Source organism: Streptomyces sp. NBC_01446 (assembly GCF_026340095.1).
Taxonomy (GTDB): Bacteria; Actinomycetota; Actinomycetes; order Streptomycetales; family Streptomycetaceae; genus Streptomyces; species Streptomyces aureus.
The window spans coordinates 7,998,889-8,015,757 of record NZ_JAPEPO010000001.1 but is presented as its reverse complement, the minus strand read 5'-3'; the positions used below and the strand labels follow the sequence as shown (position 1 = coordinate 8,015,757).

The window sequence follows — 16,869 nt, the reverse complement described above, 5'->3', positions numbered from 1 at the left end:
CGCACCCCCGTTCGGCTCAGGCCCCCTCGGGGCGGTCCACCGTCTCCGCGCCGTCGAGCGGGCTGCGCTCCAGGAAGGCCGCCGCCGCGGGGACGGCCGCGCGCAGGCGCAGCAGTCCGGCTGCGGTCAGGGTGCGGCACACCGAGTCCTCCTCGGCCATGACGCGCTCGCCCAGGCGGGCGTGAAAGTCGGCGGGGGTGAGGGCCGCGCCGGGCCCCGCGGACCAGGTGCGGCCCGCGGGTGTGGGCCGCGAGCTGTGGGCACACACGGCCAGGCGCCCCGACTCCACGTACCAGAGGACCACGGGCTCCGCGCGGGGTGGCTCGACGGTCTGACCGGCGGACAGGGACATGGTGCCGAAGCAGTCGGAGACGGCCTGCGCGGCCTGCTCGCCGGCCCTCCCGAAGAGGTCGCTGTCCGTCAGGGGAACCGGCGCGGAGGGGGCGAGTCCGAGGTCGGTCAGGAGTTCGTCCTCGCAGGATTCGATGGCGCGTCCGAGGTCGGCGAATTCGTCCTTGGCGTGCGTGACGGGGCGCGCCGACGGGTCGGCGATCACCATGCGGATCCCGCGTTCGCGCAGGTCGTGGCCGAGGGCGCGCAGAAGGTCGGCGGCGACGGGTTCGATGCGGCCGACCCGTGCGAGGTCCAGAACGAACCAGCGGGCGGCCTTCGGTAGGTCGCGGGCCGCGCGCAGGGTCTGTTCGGCGGTGGCGAAGTCCAGGTCACCCTGGAGGACGTGGACGCGGATGCGGTCGGGCCGTTCGTCGAGTGCGGCGCGCTGGTCGCGCGGACGGTGGCGCAGCGAGCGCAGTGGGCCCGGGTCGAGGGAGCGCGGCGGCAGCGGACGACCGCTGCTGCCGGTGGCGCGCATCAGGTGCAGCCCGAACTGTTCCGACAGGAGGTGGCAGGCGGCGATGGCGCGGACGCTGTTGCCCTTCTCGTCCAGGGGCGGGCTGAACACACCGATGCCGAACTGGCCGGGCAGCGCCACGCCGATCCCGCCCGAGACTCCGCTCTTCGCCGGCAGGCCCACGCGCAGCATCCACTGCCCGGAGGCGTCGTACATGCCGCAGGTGGCCATGACGGCGAGGACGTGCTGGGCGTGGCGGGAGGCGACGACCCGTTCGCCGGTGAGCGGGTTGGTGCCGCCGCCGGCCAGGGTCGCGTGCATCACGGCGAGGTCGTCGCAGGTCACGAGCACGGAGCACTGACGGAAGTAGACCGCGAGCTGCTCCTCCACGTCGCCGGTGAGCGATCCCGCGTTGTGCATGAGGTAGGCGAGGGCGCGGTTGCGGTCACCGGTGGCGCGCTCGGAGGCGAACACCGCGTCGTCGACGGTCAGGTCCCGGCCCGCGAAGGCTCCCAGGCCGGCCAGGATGCGGGCGAAGCGCTCGTCGGGGTTCGCACCGGCCACCAGTGAACTGGTCACGATGGCACCGGCGTTGACCATCGGGTTGGGCGGGCGTCCGGTGCCGGGTTCGAGGCGGATCGAGCTGAACCCCTCACCGCTCGGTTCGGCGCCCACGCGCGCGAGGACGTCCTCCAGGCCCTGGTCGGCGAGTGCGAGCGCGAAGACGAAGGGCTTGGACACGGACTGGACGGTGAACGGCACCTCGCTGTCGCCGCAGCTGTACACCTGCCCGTCGAGCGCGCACAGGCTCAGTCCGAACAGGCCCGGATCGGCCCCGCTCAGCTCCGGGATGTACGAGGCCGGCTCGCCCTCCGTGAGGTCGCGCAGCCTGATGAGGACGCGGTCCAGGAGCGCGGCGAGCGGATCGTCCGGTGGCTTGTTGTGCCTCACACCGCAATCGAACACCACGGCCGGACGACGCGCCTTCCCAAGCAGGCCACGGGTGCCTGCGGTGCCCGAGTCAGATCCGGCTCCCGGACGCCGTGTCCGAGGACAGACGCTGGGCGAGATAGATCGGGATGACGGACAGCAGGACGAGAACGGCGGCGACGACGTTGACGACGGGGGCCTGCTGCGGGCGCGCCATGTTCGAGAAGATCCAGACGGGCAGTGTCTGGATGCCGGGTCCGGCGGTGAAGGTCGTCACGACGATCTCGTCGAAGGAGAGGGCGAAGGCGAGCAGGCCGCCGGCGACCAGCGCGGAGCGCACCAGCGGGAACGTGATGTCGAGATACGTACGGAAGCTGTGCGCCCCGAGGTCCATCGCGGCCTCTTCGTACGACCCCGGCATGCGCCGCAGCCGGGCGATGACGTTGTTGAAGACCACCACGATGCAGAACGTGGCGTGGCCGACGATGACGGTGAACAGCCCGAGGCCCACGCCGAGCGGTTCGAGGACCGTGCGGAAGGCGGTGTTGAGGGCGACGCCGGTGACGATGCCGGGCAGCGCGATCGGCAGGACGACGACGAAGGAGATGGCGTCGCGTCCGAAGAACCTGTAGCGCTGGCAGGCGAACGCGATGAGCGTGCCGAGGACCAGGGCGATGGCGGTCGCGCCGAGCCCGGCCTTGACCGACGTCCACAGGGCGTCGCGGGCGCCGGAGCTGTGCCAGGCGTCGGCCCACCACTCGAAGGTGAGCCCGGGCGGCGGCCAGCCCGAACTGCGGTCCGGGTTCAGGGAGTTGACGAGGACAAGGAACAGAGGGACGTAGATCACCGCGAAGCCGAGCGCGGCGGCGATGCGCAGGGTGATGCGCGCGGGGCGGGAGAGATTCACTGGAGGGACCTTCGCTGTGCGTGATCCGGAGGGTCGGCTGGGGCGGGCGGCGGCCCGGGACATCAGGGGCTTCAGAGGAACCGGCGGGCTCGGGGCGTCACAGGCTGCTGAGGGCTCCGGTACGGCGTACCGCGAGCAGATAGAGCACGATGATCACCACGGGCACGGTGCCGAGCGCGGCGGCGAGCGGCAGGTCGAGGGTGATGTTGGAGTAGATGAGGTTGCCGATCAGCTGGGTCTTGCCGCCGACGATCTGTACGGCGATGTAGTCGCCGAGGCTGAGCGAGAAGGTGAAGACCGAGCCGGCCGCGACGGACGGCAGGATCATCGGCAGGACGACGGAGCGGAAGGTGCGGCCCGTGCGGGCGCCGAGGTCGGCGGAGGCGTCGAGGAGGCTGTCCGGGAGCTGTTCGAGTCCGGCGTGGATCGGCAGGATCATGTACGGCAGCCACAGGTAGGTCAGGACGAGGACGGTGGCGGTGAGGCCGTAGCCGGGCCCCTTGAGGCCGAGCGGTCCCAACACCCAGTCCAACAGCCCTCCTTGGGCGAGGATGAGCCGCCAGGCGTACGCCTTGACGAGGTAGCTCGCCCAGAGCGGGGTGAGGATGGCGACGACGAGGAGCGGCCGCCACCGGGGGTGCGCGATGCGGGCCGTGTAGAACGCGATCGGGAACGCGATCAGTACGCACAGGGCGGTGACCGCGAGGGCGACGCCGACGCTGCGCAGGGCCACCTGCCGGTAGACGTCGGTGGTGAACAGCGCGGTGAAGTTGTCCGTGTTCCAGATCTTCACGACGTTCGAGGTGAAGGAGTCCGTGGTCCAGAACGCGGACAGGAACAGGACGGTGAGCGAGCCGAGATAGGCCAGGACGAGCCAGGCCGTCGGTGCGGAGAGCAGCAGGGACAGCTGTAGCCGGGGGCGGCGGTACAGCGCCCCGGCGAGCCGCCGGACAGGTCCGGCGGCAGGCGCGGTGTCGGTCATCGGCGGCAGGTCCTAGCCCTTGATCTCGGTCCAGGCCTGGACCCACTTGGCGTACGGGACGCACTTGGTGTCCGTGCGGCCGTCGATGCACTGGGCGATGGGCGTGGTCCAGAAGTGGACGTTCTTCCAGTACGCCTCGTCGGCCGCGTGGTAGGTGGCGCAGTGGTTCTTGTCGGCCGTCAGGTCACAGGCCTTCGCGTTGGCCGGAGCCTCGCCGAAGTACTCGGCGACCTGCGCGTTGGCCTTCGGCGAGATGATCCAGTCCATCCACTTGTAGGCGCAGTTGGGGTGCTTGGCCTTGGCGGAGAGCATCCAGGTGTCGGACCAGCCGGTGGCGCCCTCCTTGGGCAGGACCCCCTTCACGGGGACCTTCTCCGCCTGGGCGGTGTTGAGGATCACCTGCCAGCTGGTGCCGACGACGGAGTCACCGCTCTTGAACGCGGAGACCTCCTTGAGGTAGTCGCTCCAGTACTCGCCGACGTTGGAGTTCTGCGCCTTGAGCAGGGCGACCGCCGCGTCGAACTGCTTCTGGTCCAGCGCGTACGGGTCCTTGATGCCGAGGGACGGCTTGGACTTCATCAGGTACAGGGCGGCGTCCGCGAGGTAGATCGGCGAGTCGTACGCGGTGACCTTCCCCTTGTGGGCGGAGGCCTTGTCGAAGACCGCGGACCAGGAGTCGGGCGCCGGGGAGACCTTCTTGGTGTTGTACATGAGGAGGTTGGCGCCGCGGCCGTGCGGGATGCCGTAGGCGACACCCTTGACCGAGTTCCACTGCTGGTTCTTCAGCCCGGCGAAGACGTCCTTGTAGTTGGGCACCAGCTTGGTGTTCACGGGGGCCGCGTCACCCGAGGCGATCAGCCGCAGCGACGCGTCACCGGAGGCGGAGACCGCGTCGTACTGGCCGGTCTTCATCAGGTTGACCATCTCGTCGGACGTGCCCGCGGTCTTGGTGTTCACCTGGCAGCCGGTCTGCTTCTCGAAGTCGGTGACCCAGTCGACCTTCGGGTCGTTCGAGCCGTCCTCGGCGTAGCCTGCCCAGGCGATCAGGTTGACCTGCCCCTCCGGCTTGCCGAGGGTCTTCTGCGCGGAGAGCTTCGGCGGGGTGAAGTCGCTGCCGCCGGAAGAGGATCCGGCGGTGTCCGAGGAACCGCAGGCGGAGGCGAGGAGCAGGGCGCCGAGCGCGGCCACCGCTCGGGACGTTCGGGTCAGTCGCACGGGGATCTCCACGGAGAGGGGACGGGCGGGCGGTAACGGTCGTACGGGTCTACTTCGAGACGTGCTTGCCAGGAGCGTCCTGGACGGATGGCCGACTGGCTTCAGGCACCTGGAAGTTGTGCCGCCGGTGCCACTGGAGGCTGACCCGGGAGCCGCGCAGGGCGGCCACGTCCTCGGACGACGTCTCCAGGTTCTGCTGCAGGGCGGTGAGCCGGCCACCGGCGTCGAGGTCGACGAGGAACCGGGTCGCGTCCCCCAGATAGACGACCTCCGCGACGGTGCCGGTCGCGCTCGCGTGCTCCGGCTCGGCGGCGGCGGACTCCTTGAGCACGTGGATCTTCTCCGGGCGGATGCTGTACGTGGCCCGGTCCCCCACGACCTGCTCCGCCGCGTCGCCGGACAGCAGGTTCGAGGTGCCGACGAACCCCGCGACGAAGGGGGTGGCGGGACGCTCGTATATCTGGGCCGGGGTGCCGACCTGTTCGACGCGGCCCTGGTTGAAGACCGCGATGCGGTCACTCATCGTCAGCGCCTCCTCCTGGTCGTGCGTGACGAAGACGAACGTGATGCCGATCTCGCGCTGGATCGCCTTGAGTTCGACCTGCATCTGCTCACGGAGCTTGAGGTCGAGGGCGCCCAGCGGTTCGTCGAGGAGCAGCACCTTCGGGCGGCCGACGAGGGCGCGGGCCAGGGCCACGCGCTGACGCTGGCCACCGGAGAGCTGGGAGGGCCGGCGCCCGCCGAAGCCTTCGAGCCGCACGCTCGCCAGTGCCTCCCTGGCCCGCGCGAGGCGCTCGGCCTTGGGCACCTTGCGGACCTTGAGGCTGTAGGCGACGTTCTGCTCCAGGGTCATGTGCGGGAACAGCGCGTAGTCCTGGAACACGGTGTGCACATCACGCTCGAAGGGGGCCCGACGGGTGACGTCGGTGCCCGCGAGCTCGATGGTTCCGGCGGTCGGGGCCTCGAAGCCCGCGATCATCCGGAGCACCGTGGTCTTGCCCGAGCCGGACGGCCCCAGCATCGAGAAGAACTCGCCGTCCGCGATCTCCAGGTCGACCCCGGCCACGGCCTCCGTCCTGCCGAAGGACTTGCGCAGGCTCTGCAGCCGGATGGCCATTCCCTCCATGGGCGGGAACCTTTCTGGTGCTGTCGGGAGTTGGCCGTAAACATATGAAGCCATAGTTCTAATTTCAAGGCCCCGCTAAGGTAAAGGCTGTGCCAAGTGGCAAGGTGGTGACCGTGAACCGAGACAAAACCGGCGTCCGAAGAGCCGTCTTCACACCCGTCGACACGCTCGCCCGCGTGGACGCCGTGGTGCGGCGGCTCGGTGACGCCATCGACCTCGGGCTGCTCGCCGACGGTGAGCAGCTGCCCGGCGAGAGCGACCTCGCCGCCCAGCTCGGCGTCTCCACCGTGACCCTGCGCGAGGCGCTCATGGCGCTGCGGCAGCGCGGGCTGGTCACCACCCGCAGGGGCCGCGGCGGTGGCAGCTTCGTGACCGTCCCCGACGGCCCCGCCGAGAACCGACTCCTCGCCCGCCTCGCCGACTGGAGCACCGAGGAACTGCGCGATCTCGCCGACCACTGGGCCGCCGTCTCCGGCGCCGCCGCCCGTCTCGCGGCCCGGCGCACGGAGCCCGCCGATCTGCGGCAACTGCAGAGGTCTTTGGGAGAGTTGATGGACGCCAAGGACTCGGGAGCCCGCAGCCGCGTCTACGGGCGCTTCCATGTCGAGCTGGCCGCCGCCGCCCAGTCCGCCCGTCTGACCAGGGAGGAAGTCACTCTGCAGACCGAAGTCGGGGCCCTGCTACGGCTCGTGCTGCACGACGACGCACTCCTCGCGGACGCGGCGGACCGTCACCGCGCCGTGATCTCGGCCGTGCATGATGGGGCTGACGACCGTGCCAGGGCCCTGGCCGAAGAATGCGTGCAGACCTCCATGGCGCGCCTGATCGAACTCCGCCTCGGCCCGGCCGGCGGCGCGAGCGGTCCCGGTCCGAAGGAGGCCCCCGATGGGCAGCAACCCCCGTCCCGCACACGCCGGATCGGCGCTGCTTGACGACCGGCCGGCAGCCGAGGCGGCCGCCCGCGTCCGTGACGCGCTCGAAGGTGTCTTCGACGCCGTCGGCGCCACCGCCGTGGACATCGAGTCCGTGCTCTCCTCCGTCACCGCGAAGGGCCGCCGCCCGGTCACGGACGACCTGACCGCGCTCCGCCCCGGGCTGCACACCCGGCTCGACCGCTACGACCTGGTCTCGGGGATCGGCTTCGTCGCGGCGCCCGGCCTCCTCGACGACGTACCCGCGTGGCTGGAGTGGTGGCAGCGGACCGCGGACGGGGCCGTGCAGCCGCTGCTGCTCGACCTGGACCCGCAGCGCTCCGCGTACTCGGACTACACCCACTGGGACTGGTTCACACTGCCCCGTGACACCGGACAGCGGGCTGTTGCGGGCCCCTACGTCGACTACCTCTGCTCCGACGAGTACAGCCTCACACTCTCCGCCCCCGTGACGGTCGAAGGAGGCTTCATGGGAGTGGCCGCCGCCGACGTCTACCTGCGCCGCTTCGAGTCCGTCGTCATGCCGCTGCTCCAGCGCCTCCCGGGGCCCGCCCGTCTGGTGAACGCGCGCGGCCGCGTCGCCGCCTCCACGGACCCCCGCCACCTCGTCGGCTCCCTCAGCAAGGGCCCCGACCTCGCGGCGGTACTGGCCGGACCGGCGGAGGGCACGGACCACGAGGGGCTGCGCCTGCTGCCCTGCGACGGCGTCCCGCTGGTCCTGGCGACGGCGACGTCTTCCGCCGTGCGGCCGTAGACCCACGTCCTGTTCCCTCAGGCGCCACCCGGCGCGCGCACCGCCGCTGCGACGGCGCTGTAGGTGCGGCCGTCCACGACGTACTCGCCCAGGGGCCGCATACCGAACCCGTCCACGTGGACGCGCCAGGAGGGCCGGTTCGTGGACTCGATGAACGCGACCACCGCGTCGGCCCGCGCCGCGGCCGCCTCGACAGCCATGGTGAACAGTCCGCGCGCCACCCCGCGCCCCCGGTAGGCCGCGTCGACGACCACGGGCCCGTAGAGCAGCCAGCGCACCTCGCTCAGCGGCCGGCCCTCCCAGCGCAGCGTGTCCTGCGCCGCGAGCAGTCCGACGACCGGTGGCGGCGGCGCGGGCAGTTCCTCGGGGCCGGAGAGGGCGAGGAGACCCGCCACCTGCCCGTCGTCGTCGGCCACCAGCAACGTCCCGGCCGCGGCCATGGAGCGGAGCGTTGCCGCGTCGAAACCCCCTTGCACGAAGCCCTGCTCCTCCCGCTGACGTTCCGTCAGGGCTTCGCGGTGATTGGCGGCGAAGAGCGCGGCCATGGCGGGAGCGTCGGCCTCGGTCGCCCAGCGATACATCATGGGACCGATCTTGACACGGCTGGCGCGGCACACACGGCACGCATTGCAGCGGCTATCCCAGGAACGAGGCCACCGTCCGCGTGAAGCGCTCGGGGTCATCGACCCACGGGAAGTGGCCCGAGCCTTCCTGGACGACCAGTTCGGCGTGCGGGAGCAGCTCCGCGAAGGCGGCGGCGACCCGGGGCAGCGGGCCACCGTCCCGCTCGCCCGCCAGGACCAGGACCCGCGCGTCCCACCCGGCCAGCGCGGCGCGGGCCGCGGCGGGGTCGAAGGCTCCGGCCGACGCGTAGACGTCCGCCGCCGCCTCGTTGGTCTGCTCGACCTCACCGGCGGCGTGCGCCTCGGCGGCCGCGTCCCAGCGCCCGTAGAAGAACGGCACCGACGCGTCGAAGTCGGCGTCGGTCGCGGTGCCGTCCCAGACCCGTCCGTACGCGTCGCGCGCGGACGCGAACCACGGTTCGTCCACGCGCAGTGCTGCCGCTTCGAGGCGGTGCTCCGTGGTGAAGTCGACGCCCAGGGCGCGTGCGCGGGCGGTGACCATCGTGAGGGTGCGCACGCGCCGGGGGTACCTGGCCGCGTAGAGCAGCGCGAGGTCGCCGGCCGCCGAGTGCGCGAGCAGATCGACGCTCTCCAGGCCGAGTTGGGTACGGAGCGCCTCGACGTCGTCGACCTGCCGGTCGCAGCGGTACGTGGCCGGATCCGCCGGGGCGTCGGAGTCGCCCGTGCCACGCAGGTCGAGCAGCACAAGGCGGCGTCGCTTCGAGAGTCCGCCGAGATCGCCGAGGTAGGCGGAGGCACGCATGGGGCCGCCGGGCAGGCAGATGAGGGGCTCGCCCTCCCCCACGACGTGGTAGGCGAGCCGGGTGCCGTCGGGTGCGGTGAAGGCGGGCATGGCGTCATCCTCGGGTCCGGGCGCCGATCATGGCAAGCGGATTGGCGCGCGCCCGGCGGGGCCGGGAGTCACCAGCGGGGGTCAGGACCGGGTACGCACGTGAACTCCCGTACAGCTAAGGCCAGTTCGGTCGGCTGGTCCAAGGGGACGAGGGTGTAGCTGTCCTCGATCTCGACCAGCCGGCCCTGCGGGAGGAGTTCGGCGAGGCGTCGGCCGTGGGCGAGCGGCATCACTCGGTCGTCGCGCGCCCACACGATGAGCGCGGGCCGGTCGAACACCGGCAGGCGCTCCGCCGCCCGGAGCAGGACGCGGGTGTCGGCGAAGACCGCGCGCAACATCCGTACGGCATCACGGCGGATCTCCTGTTGCGTGATGACGGGCCTCATCCACCGGCCGGTCGCGGCGCCGCCTCGTCTGGTCAGCCGCCCGAACGCAATGGGCAGCCGCCGCACCGCGCCGATGCGCATCTGCTGCATGAAGAGCCCGAACATCCTTGGCGACAGCTTCCCCGCGAGAGCGAGCGTCCTGCCGGTCAGCCCCGGTGGAAGGTTGTCGAACGCCTCGCACGAGACAAGCACCACGCGGCCCACGCGCTCGGCGGCGCCCTCGGAGATGACCAGTTGGACGAGCGCCCCGCCGGTGTCGTTTCCGACGAGGGTGACGTCGCGCAGGTCGAGACGGTCGAGGAACTCGACGACGAGGCGGGCGACCCCGGGCAGCGACAGGTCGGCGTCGTCGCGCATCGCGCGGCGGTGCGCGCCCAGGGGCAGCGTCGGCGCCACGCACCGGTGCTCGCCGGACAGTTCCGCGATCGGGCCGTCCCAGAGCGAGGCGTCCATCATCAGGCCGTGCAGGAAGACGAGCGTGGGGCCATCGCTGCCCGCGTCCGCGTCCGCCCGCTCTCCCGTGTCCTCGTATGCGACGGTCCCTGCGGTCAGCTCGATCTCCCTCATGACCGGCTCCGGGCCGAAGGATCAGAGGTGACGGCGGCCTCAGGGCCGGCGGGTGGCGTCCTGCCGAGCAAGTGGCGCTGCAGAAAGGCGAGTTCGGCTTCGACGGCCGGGTCGTGCGCGTCCATGAAGGGCGCGTAGTGCCCTCCCGGCAGGTGGACCACCTCTGCTTGCGGTGCTTGTCGCGCTGCGTCGACGGCCGGCCCCGGCAGGGCGGACCGGTCCTGGTCGCACACGACGACCAGCAGGGGACACCGCGCCTTGGACGCCTGGCGGCCCGGCCGGTAGAAGCTGAGGCTCAGCGCCGAGCGGGCGGCGACCTCCTGCTGCCAGTCCGGGTAGCGGTTGCCCGGGTTGAGCGCCCGGTCGCCCTCGTTCCCGTCCGGCGTGGTGAGCATCGCCACGGTCCCGGGCGGACCGGCGAGCGGCATCAGCAGGGGCTTACGTCCGACGAGACCACCGGCGGCATCGAGGAGGCCCCTCACGGTGAGCCGGAGCATTCCCCACGGCGTCTGATACGCCATCGCCCGGCGCGACGCCACGGGCCCGTCGGCCAGCGGCGTCTGGGCGATCGCAGCCGCCAACCGCGGTGCGCGCGCCGCGACTTGGAAGATGTGACCGCCCGAGGCCGAGAACCCCCAGGCCGCGACGCGTGCGGGGTCGACCTCCGGCAGTGTCGCGGCACGGGCGATCGCGGCACGCCAGTCGGCGAGTTGCTCCTCGATGTCCAGGATCTGGCGCGGCGCGCCCCCGCTCTCGCCGAAGCGCCGGTAGTCGAAGGCCAGGACGCTGAACCCGGCGGCGTGGAAGCGCGCCGCGAACGGGTCGGTGCCCGGCTCCTTGGTCACCCCGCCGCCGGGCGCCATGACCACGCACGCGCCGTTCGTCCCCGGGTAGTGCCACGCGGCGCATTCGGTGCCGCCGCTGGGGAATCGGACTTTCTCCCGCTCCATGGACATCCGCATGACCGGCCTCCGAGTGGACCCGCGTGGATCCGAGTGGATGAGAAACACCCTCACCGAAAGTGAACCATGTGGTTCACAACCTGTCCACGGACTCCGCCCACGCGGTCCGGCCGGATCGGGTGCCGTCCGGGCACCGCGGTCACGCCTCCGCGGCCTCCTCCCGCTCCAGCGCGCGGGCCAGCGCCTCGAACCCGGCGGCGACACCCTCGGCGTCACCGCTGGTCCGCGCGTCCACCAGAAAGCCCCGGAGCGTGGCGAGGACCATCTCGGCGACCTCGAGCTTGCGACGGTCGGACCAGTGCCCGGGGCACACGGACAGCAGCGTGGGCAGATACTGCTGCGACGCCTCGCGGCCCAGTGCGGCGTGGCGCTCCGGGTCGTACATCGCCAGCCCGATGGCCTGGTCGAGCACGCGCGCCTCCGGCCCCACGAGGATCGGCCAGACCGCGCGCACCCATTCCGCCAGCGTCCTGCGGTCGTGGCCCTCGGTGGCGGCGGCGAGCGCCTTCGCGATGCGCCGCTCGCGCAGCTGGACGATCGCCTGCGTGAGCAGGTCGTCGGCCCCGTCGAAGTGGTAGAGCAGCACCTTGTGCGTGGTGCCGGCCGCTCGCGCCGCGCGCCGGAGCGAGAAGTCCACGAGCCCGTTGACCTCGAGGTCATCGGTGACGAGGGCGAGGAGTTCCCGCCGCCGGGCTTCGCCGCGCGGCGACCCGGCCGACCTCCGGTATCCCGCCCGTCCTGGTGAGCCGTCGTCGGCAGGGGTGTTCACATCGGCGGCTTCCATGGCCGGTCCTCCTCGCGCAGCGAACGCTCGGGCCGACCTTAGCCCCCGGGGACGGACCATGATCAAGCTCAGCCGGAGGTCTCACTGAGGCCCGGTCAGCGCGGGAGCGCCGCCACCGGTCGCGGGCGCCGCAGCAGCCACTGCCAGAAGCCGCGGCGGGGCGGCCTGGGCGGCCGTATCGCGATGCTGCCGCCGTGCACCTCACCCGACATCTGGATGCGCAGCCTGACCGGTGTCGCGGGCTCGGGCCGCGCCTGATGGCGCACGCTGCCGTTGCGTACGGCCACGTCGTCGACGTCGGCGACGACGTCCGGCGGCACGAGCAGCGTCACCGACCCGCTGCGCACCGCGACCTCGATCTCCAGGGTCGGCTCCGCGACGACGGCCTGGGTGAAGTCGAGAACGACGGAACCGCTCCTCGAGTCGATCGCCAGACGCCTCGGGACCACCCAGCCGCCGTCCCGCTTCGCGCTCGCGCCGTCGACGACGATCCGCGACACGTCTTTCGGTGCGGCGGCCGCGACCCCGGCGGCCCACGCGGGACCGGCGTCCGGCAGGTCGGCGAGCAGGGCCGCCAGCTCACCATGGGTACGGGCCGTCAGCGCGGCCTCGAGCCGCTCGTCCAGCTCGTCCGCGGTCAGCCGGCCGTCACCGGCGGCGACGGTCAGCCGCTCCACGACCTGGTCGCGCTCCTCGTGCGACGCACGCAGTTCGCGGCGGTCTGGCACCATTTCACCGGGCATGGAGGCACTCTAGTGGCGTGGCCGCCACCCAGGGAACCGGGCCCGAGCGGCCACCCGCGATCGGGTCTCTAGTGGCGTGGCCGCCACCCAGGGAACCGGGCCCGAGCGGCCACCCGCGATCGGGCGATCGGCCCGCCCCCGTCAGGAGTCCAGTACCGCCGCGACGCCCTCGATCTCCACCAGCTGGTCCTCGTACCCGAGCACCGTGACCCCCATCAACGTGCTGGGGACGTCGTGGTCGCCGAACGCGTCACGCACCACCTGCCAAGCCGTCACCAGGTCCGCCTGGCGCGTGGACGCGACGAGGACACGGGTGCTGATCACGTCGTCGAGGGTGGCGCCCGACGCGGCGAGCGCCGTCCGCATGTTCTCGACAGCCTTGGCCGCCTGTCCGGCGTAGTCGCCGACGGCAGCCGTCGAGCCGTCCTCGTTCAGCGGACAGGCCCCCGCGAGGAAGATCAGCCGCGCTTCGGCGGGAGCCGTGGCCGCGTAGGCGTACTCGGCGACGTCGGACAGCGAGGACGAGCGGATCAGCGAGACGGCGCGGGGCACGTGAATTCCCTCCGGAGCGGGCACGACGGGCGGTCATCTTCGCAAGGAACGCCCGCGGGCGCCCCTGATTTTCCTGGCGCGGCGGCGCACACCTGCCGTCATCGTCACACGAGGTGAAGAATGGGCGGGAGAGAGAAACCACTCTCAGGACGGAGCGGGACACCGTGGGGACGAGCGAGCAGAGCGACGCCGCAGAGCAGCGCTTCGACGTGGCGGATGCCGCGCCGGTGCTGTTCGACACACATGGCGTGGTGTCCGGCTGGTCCGGCGGGAGCGAGCGGCTGCTGGGGTACGCGGCCGCCGAGGTGGTGGGCCGGAAGGTGGCCGAGCTCCTGATGCCCGAGGACGCGGTCCGCGCTGTCGCGCTCGCCGAGCAGTGCAGGCGGGGCGGCGGATGGTCGGGGATCCTGAGGGCGAAACACCGCGACGGGCACCCCGTCCCCCTGATGGTGCACGTCGTCGAGGCACAGCTCTGCCCGGAGCCCGAGCGCTGGATCGCGCTCGTGACGGACCTGGCGCGGGCGCCCGGATGGGAGATGAGCCGCTCCGTCCTGGAGCAGATGGCCACGCGTTCCCCCCTGGGCATCGCGATCGTGGACACGGACCTGAGGTACGTGTGGTCGAACGACGCGCTGGCGCAGTTCGGCGGCGGTCCGGCGCGGGACCGTATCGGCCGCAGGCTGGCGGACATCCAGCCCGGACTCGACTCCGAGCAGCTCGAGGGGCAGATGCGGCAGGTCCTCGACACGGGGGTAGCGGTCGTGGGCTACGAGCAGGTTGGCCGCGTGCAGTCCGCGCCGCACCGCCAGTGCTGCCACGCCATGTCGTTCACTCGGCTCAACGACGAGAACGGGTCCCCGCTGGGCGTGTACTACACGGCGATGGACATCACCGAGCGCTATCTGGCCCGGCAGCGGCTCGCCCTCCTCGACCGGGCCGGTGAGCACATCGGCCGGAGTCTGGACGTCGTACAGACCGCGCAGGAACTGGCAGACGTGGCAGTGCCCGGCCTCGCGGACTTCGTCGCCGTGGATCTGCTGGAGTCGGTCCTCGAAGGGGCCGAGCCGACGGCGGGGACGCCGAGCGACCCGGAGATGGTCACGCTGCGGCGCGCGGGCCACCGGTCGGTGCGGGACGGCCTTCCCGAGACCCTCGTCCGCATCGGGGAGGCGGCCCGCTACCGCCCGGAATCACCCCCTGTCCGCGTCCTGACCAGCGGCGTGTCCTGGTACGCGGAGCAGGTGGATCCCCGGGACGAGGACTGGACCGCCACCGACCCCGGCCGCCCGGCGGCCTCCCTCATCGAACTCGGGCTGCACTCGATGATGATCGTGCCGATCCGCTCGCGCGGCATCACGATGGGCGTCACCAGCTTCTTCCGGCGCGACCGCCCCGACCCGTTCGACGCGGAGGATCTGGCGCTCGCGGAGGAGTTCGTCGCCCGGGCCGCGATCTGCGTCGACAACGCCCGCCGCTACACACGCGAACGCGACGCCGCGCTGGTGCTTCAGCGGAGTCTGCTGCCGAGCCACCTGCCCGAGCAGAACGCGGTGGACGTCACCGCCTGCTACCGGCCCGCTGACGAGTTGACGGGCCTCGGCGGCGACTGGTTCGACGTCATCCCGCTGTCCGGCGCCCGAGTCGCCCTCGTTGTGGGCGACGTCCCCGGCCACGGCATCGACGGCGCCGCCGCCATGGGGCGGCTGCGCACCGCGGTCCAGACGCTCGCCGATCTGGACCTGCCGCCGGAAGAGGTGCTCGCCCACCTCGACGACCTCGTCAGCAGGGGCGCACGCGAGGAGGACGCCCGCAGCGCGGTCCAGGCCGTGGGCTCCAGCTGTCTGTACGTGGTGTACGACCCGGTCAGCGGCCAGTGCGCCATGGCCAGCTCCGCGCATCCCCCGCCCGCGCTCGTCACCCCGGACGGCGAGGTCTCCTTCCCCGACCTCCCGATCGGGCCTGCGCTCGGCACGGGCGGTCTGCCCTTCGAGGCGGCCGAGCTCTCCCTCGCGGAAGGCACTGTGCTCGCGCTGCACACCGACGGACTGCTCGCCGTCGACCCACGGGAACCCGGCCGCGAGCCCGGTCTCGACGCGGGCCGGGAGCGCCTGCGCAATGCCCTGGAGCTACGCGGCCCGTCCCTGGAGGGCCGCTGCGTGGCCGTCGTCGACGCGCTGGTGCCCTCGCGCCCGAACGACGACGTGGCCCTGCTGATGGCCCGCACCCACCGCCTGGGCGCCGGGCAGGTCGCGTCGTGGGATCTGGAGAGCGACCCGGCGGTCGTCGCCGAGGCACGCAAGAAGGTCACCCGGCAGCTGTCCGAATGGGGGCTCGACGAACTCGCCTACACCACGGAACTCGTCGTCAGCGAACTCGTCACCAACGCGATCCGGTACGCCTCCGGGCCGATCCGGCTGCGTCTGATCGTCGAACGGGCGCTGATCTGCGAGGTGTCCGACGCGGGCGCCAGCGCTCCGCATCTGCGCCACCCCCGCACCACCGACGAGGGCGGGCGCGGCCTGTTTCTCGTCTCCCAGTTCTCCCAGCGCTGGGGAGCGCGCTACACCCTCGACGGGAAAGTCATCTGGGCCGAACAGTCCCTCACCGACCAGACGGACGAGCCGGTCTCCGATACGGACGAACCGGCCGCCGGGACCGACGGACCGGCCCCTGAGACGACGCGCTGAAGCAGCGCCGCGCTACCGCGTCGCCGGGACCGTCGGTCGCCGAAGCGGTCGCCCGATCACCGACGCCGGGGCGCAGATACGCAGTTGACGTGCGGCGACGCGCACGCTTTCCTGCTGCGATGACTGATCTCCGCATTGAGAAGGTGCAGGGCGACGCCCTGATCGAGGACTGGCGACACGTCCACAACCTGATCATCCCGGCCGACCCGCTGTCCCTCGACGACGTGCGGGAGCGGGTGGGGCGCAACCATCTGGAAGTCGCCTATCTCGGCGACACCCTTGTGGGCTGCACGACGGTGCGCCCTCCTGCGGACGACACCGCCACCGCCACGGTGATCGCCCGCGTGCTCCCCGACCACCGCCGGCAAGGCTTCGGCGAAGTGCTCTACCGGCACGGCCTGGAGCACGCCCGCACACTGGACGCCGCCGTCATCGAGACGGTCATCCTGGCGTCGAACGTGGCCGGGGTGCGGTTCGCGGAGAAGCACGGGTTCGTGGAAGTGGAGCGATACGTGCTGCCGGAGGACCCCGCCCTCTGGTTCACGATGCGGCTCACCGAGGACGGGCTCACCTGAGTATTCGTCTATCTTGGCGCGTATGCAGTCCTACACGATCGGCCAGGCCGCCCGGCTCCTCGGCGTGAGTCCGGACACCGCACGCCGATGGGCCGACGCGGGCAGAGTGGCCACCCATCGTGACGCGGGTGGGCGGCGGCTCATCGACGGCAGGGACCTGGCAGCTCTCTCGGTCGAGGTCGCCAGGACCGGCGGCGAGGACGACATCTCGTACACCTCCGCGCGCAACGCCTTCCCGGGCATCGTCACCGCCGTGAAGCTGGGTGACGTGGCGGCCCAGGTGGAGATCCAGGCGGGCCCTCACCGGCTCGTGTCGCTGCTCACGCGTGAGGCCGTGGAGGAGCTGGGACTTGAGGTGGGCGCGAAGGCCACCGCCCGCGTGAAGTCGACGAACGTGCACATCGACCGCACCTGACGTTCGCGAGCGGCGGCCGTCTCGGC

17 protein-coding genes are annotated in these 16,869 nt (G+C 71.9%); 5 read left to right on the top strand and 12 right to left on the bottom strand.

Translation table 11 applies throughout. From position 1 onward, the window contains the following. Positions 1-16: 16 nt before the first annotated feature. The 5 genes from glsA to OG456_RS36215 all read right to left on the bottom strand — a co-directional run bounded on the left by glsA (position 17) and on the right by OG456_RS36215 (position 6,010). Entirely contained in the window at positions 17-1,801 is a 1,785-nt protein-coding gene (gene glsA / locus OG456_RS36235; protein WP_266568560.1) for a glutaminase A, read from the bottom strand. 70 nt (positions 1,802-1,871) lie between these two features. Continuing rightward, a complete protein-coding gene (locus OG456_RS36230; protein WP_266568558.1) occupies positions 1,872-2,687 on the bottom strand; it encodes an ABC transporter permease in 816 nt (271 codons plus the stop codon). 97 nt (positions 2,688-2,784) lie between these two features. After that, on the bottom strand, positions 2,785-3,669 hold the full coding sequence (locus OG456_RS36225) for an ABC transporter permease (protein ID WP_266568556.1): 885 nt from the start codon (positions 3,667-3,669) through the stop codon (positions 2,785-2,787). Positions 3,670-3,681: 12 nt separating this feature from the next. After that, a complete protein-coding gene (locus tag OG456_RS36220) occupies positions 3,682-4,884 on the bottom strand; it encodes an ABC transporter substrate-binding protein (protein ID WP_266568554.1) in 1,203 nt (400 codons plus the stop codon). Between the two features lie 49 nt (positions 4,885-4,933). Further along, on the bottom strand, positions 4,934-6,010 hold the full coding sequence (locus OG456_RS36215; RefSeq protein ID WP_266568552.1) for an ABC transporter ATP-binding protein: 1,077 nt from the start codon (positions 6,008-6,010) through the stop codon (positions 4,934-4,936). A gap of 113 nt (positions 6,011-6,123) precedes the next feature. On the opposite strand from OG456_RS36215, the gene OG456_RS36210 reads away from it, so the two are divergent. Together OG456_RS36210 and OG456_RS36205 are read left to right on the top strand one after the other, a co-directional pair. Beyond that, positions 6,124-6,942 (top strand): FadR/GntR family transcriptional regulator, encoded by an 819-nt coding sequence (locus tag OG456_RS36210; RefSeq protein ID WP_266568550.1) that lies wholly within the window; start codon positions 6,124-6,126, stop codon positions 6,940-6,942. Further along, the gene (locus tag OG456_RS36205; RefSeq protein WP_266568548.1) at positions 6,896-7,696 is read left to right on the top strand and encodes a hypothetical protein; all 801 of its coding nucleotides are present in this window, start codon (positions 6,896-6,898) and stop codon (positions 7,694-7,696) included. The genes OG456_RS36210 and OG456_RS36205 overlap by 47 nt, the downstream gene beginning before the upstream one ends. Before the next feature lie 17 nt (positions 7,697-7,713). Here the strand turns inward: OG456_RS36205 and OG456_RS36200 are convergent, their stop codons facing one another. The 7 genes from OG456_RS36200 to OG456_RS36170 all read right to left on the bottom strand — a co-directional run bounded on the left by OG456_RS36200 (position 7,714) and on the right by OG456_RS36170 (position 13,166). Beyond that, positions 7,714-8,280, bottom strand: a complete 567-nt coding sequence (locus OG456_RS36200) for a GNAT family N-acetyltransferase (RefSeq protein WP_266568546.1) — start codon at positions 8,278-8,280, stop codon at positions 7,714-7,716. Between the two features lie 52 nt (positions 8,281-8,332). Further along, positions 8,333-9,172 carry an alpha/beta fold hydrolase gene (locus OG456_RS36195; RefSeq protein WP_266568544.1) on the bottom strand — a complete coding sequence of 280 codons (840 nt, stop codon included), beginning with the start codon at positions 9,170-9,172 and terminating at the stop codon, positions 8,333-8,335. A gap of 68 nt (positions 9,173-9,240) precedes the next feature. Then, positions 9,241-10,125 carry an alpha/beta fold hydrolase gene (locus OG456_RS36190; RefSeq protein ID WP_266568542.1) on the bottom strand — a complete coding sequence of 295 codons (885 nt, stop codon included), beginning with the start codon at positions 10,123-10,125 and terminating at the stop codon, positions 9,241-9,243. Then, on the bottom strand, positions 10,122-11,087 hold the full coding sequence (locus tag OG456_RS36185; protein ID WP_266568540.1) for an alpha/beta hydrolase: 966 nt from the start codon (positions 11,085-11,087) through the stop codon (positions 10,122-10,124). The genes OG456_RS36190 and OG456_RS36185 overlap by 4 nt, the downstream gene beginning before the upstream one ends. A gap of 139 nt (positions 11,088-11,226) precedes the next feature. After that, positions 11,227-11,871: a TetR/AcrR family transcriptional regulator gene (locus tag OG456_RS36180; RefSeq protein ID WP_266568538.1), complete on the bottom strand. Its 645-nt coding sequence runs from the start codon at positions 11,869-11,871 to the stop codon at positions 11,227-11,229. 95 nt (positions 11,872-11,966) lie between these two features. Further along, complete coding sequence (locus tag OG456_RS36175) at positions 11,967-12,614, bottom strand: DUF1707 domain-containing protein (RefSeq protein WP_266568536.1); 648 nt, start codon at positions 12,612-12,614, stop codon at positions 11,967-11,969. 141 nt (positions 12,615-12,755) lie between these two features. Beyond that, positions 12,756-13,166, bottom strand: a complete 411-nt coding sequence (locus OG456_RS36170; RefSeq protein WP_266568534.1) for a RidA family protein — start codon at positions 13,164-13,166, stop codon at positions 12,756-12,758. A 164-nt stretch (positions 13,167-13,330) separates the two neighbouring features. Between OG456_RS36170 and OG456_RS36165 the strand changes: the two genes are divergently transcribed. The 3 genes from OG456_RS36165 to OG456_RS36155 all read left to right on the top strand — a co-directional run bounded on the left by OG456_RS36165 (position 13,331) and on the right by OG456_RS36155 (position 16,843). Beyond that, positions 13,331-15,853 (top strand): SpoIIE family protein phosphatase, encoded by a 2,523-nt coding sequence (locus OG456_RS36165; RefSeq protein ID WP_266568532.1) that lies wholly within the window; start codon positions 13,331-13,333, stop codon positions 15,851-15,853. Between the two features lie 119 nt (positions 15,854-15,972). Then, entirely contained in the window at positions 15,973-16,428 is a 456-nt protein-coding gene (locus OG456_RS36160) for a GNAT family N-acetyltransferase (protein ID WP_266568530.1), read from the top strand. A 22-nt stretch (positions 16,429-16,450) separates the two neighbouring features. Further along, positions 16,451-16,843 (top strand): molybdopterin-binding protein, encoded by a 393-nt coding sequence (locus OG456_RS36155; RefSeq protein ID WP_266568528.1) that lies wholly within the window; start codon positions 16,451-16,453, stop codon positions 16,841-16,843. The last annotated feature ends 26 nt before the right edge of the window (positions 16,844-16,869 follow it).